Raw genomic sequence first — 1948 nt, 5'->3', positions numbered from 1 at the left:
TGTTAGCAACAGTGCAAAACTGATCCACCCCAACAATTGAAAAGTGATCCACTGTGGACTAACTGATCCCTCCATAAGGAGGGACTTATGCTCACATTGGAACAATTTATGGAGATTCAAATCCTCTACAAGCAAGGTATGAGTCGACGTGCTATAGCGAAGAAGCTTGGCATTTCGCGCAATACCGTGCGCAAACATCTCGAGGCAATATCATTGCCTGTATACTCAAACCGGCAACCCCAGCCATCGAAGTTAGATCCGTTTAAGCCTTACATTCAGCATCGTATTAGTACCGCAAGGCCCAACAACATCCCTGCCAGCGTCATCTTTGATGAGATCGTACAGCAGGGGTTTACAGGCTCACTGTCGTTACTTAGGCAATATATTCGAACCACTAAGCCCACACCAATACCTGAGCCTGTTGTACGATTTGAGACAGCCGCAGGGCATCAGATGCAAGTCGACTGGGGAACCATGCGCAGTGGCTCGCAGCCGATTTATGCCTTCTTAGCGACGCTGGGATATAGCCGAATGTTGTTTGTCACGTTCGTCGATAACATGAAGTTCGAGACTCTCAAACAGTGTCATATGGATTCATTTGATTTCTTTGGCGGTGTGCCAGGCGAAGTTCTTTACGACAACATGAAGACGGTTGTATTACAGCGTGATGCGTACGCCAGAGGACGCCATTGTTTTCATAAAGGCTTGTGGCAGCTATCAAAGGATTACGGGTTTGTTCCTAGGCTTTGCCGCCCCTATCGTGCTCAAACGAAGGGTAAGGTCGAACGAATGGTGAGCTATGTTCGGCACAGCTTTTACATCCCGTATGTCACTCGCCTGAACGACGGATGCAAGGCTGTTACGCTGCCAACGCTAAACTACGAAGTAAAACGCTGGTTGCATGGTAAGGCTAATGTGCGAACACACGCAACAACCCAAGCTCGCCCTATCGACAGGTTAGAAGAAGAGCAGCATTACTTATTACCTCTGCCCCATTGGTCACAGTTGCCCTTGGCTACAGGTGGTCAACTGTCCGAGTTTGATATGGCTCCGATTCATCATGATTTAGCTGTTTATGATGCCCTGTGTCGAGAGGTGCGCTGATGGACCTACAACTGCAACGTCTGGAGCCATTAGCTGAGTCGCTGGACCTAAACAGCCTGACAGCTGTTGCCGTAGAACTCAGTCAGCAAGCAGCGGCACAAGAATGGTCTTATCTGGATTATTTAGAACGCGTGTTAAAAGGGGAGCAACTCGCACGCCACCAACGGAAACAAGCCCTTTACACCAGACTAGCCACGTTTCCAGGTATCAAAACGCTGGATGACTTCGACTATCAATTTGCCGCTGGAGTGTCACGTAAGCAAGTAGATAATCTGGCCAGCCTGGCCTTCATCGAACGTACAGAGAATGTGATCTTGCTAGGCCCGTCTGGTGTCGGCAAAACGCATCTGGCGATAGGCTTAGGTTACAAGGCCGTTCAAGCAGGAATACGCACCCGCTTTATCAGTGCTGCTGACTTATTACTTACTCTCTCGAAGGCCATGAACAGAGGTCATTATGAAAACACATTAAAGCGTTCATTTATGGCGCCATCACTATTAATCATCGATGAGATCGGCTATTTGCCTTTCAACCGTGAAGAATCAAACCTCTTCTTCCAACTCGTCGCCAAACGATACGAGAACCAATCAATGATCCTGACCTCAAATTTACCGTTCGGCCAATGGGCTGAAGTATTTAACTCCGACGCCGCACTAACTTCTGCCATGTTAGACCGGTTACTACATCACTCTCATATTATTCAAATCAAAGGGGAAAGCTATCGCTTGAAAGAAAAACGTAAAGCAGGCCTTCTGACTGCTCCTTCAAAACAGGAACAATAGGTGGATCAAAATTCAATTGTTGCAACGAGGAAAAGTGGATCAGTTTTCAGTTGCTGTTGACA

The 1948-nt window shown here is 47.5% G+C and carries 2 protein-coding genes; both read left to right on the top strand.

Annotation, left to right across the window (positions count from 1 at the left end; translation table 11 throughout):
- The first annotated feature begins 87 nt into the window (after positions 1–87).
- Entirely contained in the window at positions 88–1104 is a 1017-nt protein-coding gene (istA, locus tag IE054_RS17695) for an IS21 family transposase (protein WP_189408590.1), read from the top strand.
- Complete coding sequence (gene istB, locus IE054_RS17690) at positions 1104–1886, top strand: IS21-like element helper ATPase IstB (RefSeq protein ID WP_189408588.1); 783 nt, start codon at positions 1104–1106, stop codon at positions 1884–1886. The genes istA and istB overlap by 1 nt, the downstream gene beginning before the upstream one ends.
- Positions 1887–1948: the final 62 nt, after the last annotated feature.

Source organism: Alteromonas halophila (assembly GCF_014651815.1).
GTDB classification, from domain to species: Bacteria; Pseudomonadota; Gammaproteobacteria; order Enterobacterales; family Alteromonadaceae; genus Alteromonas; species Alteromonas halophila.
Note: the sequence above shows the minus strand (reverse complement) of the source record. Positions and strands in the feature narration are given on the sequence as shown.

Coding starts and splice junctions, on each gene's coding strand:
- istA (WP_189408590.1), top strand. CDS start 88: ATGCTCACATTGGAACAATTTATGGAGATTCAAATCCTCTACAAGCAA.
- istB (WP_189408588.1), top strand. CDS start 1,104: ATGGACCTACAACTGCAACGTCTGGAGCCATTAGCTGAGTCGCTGGAC.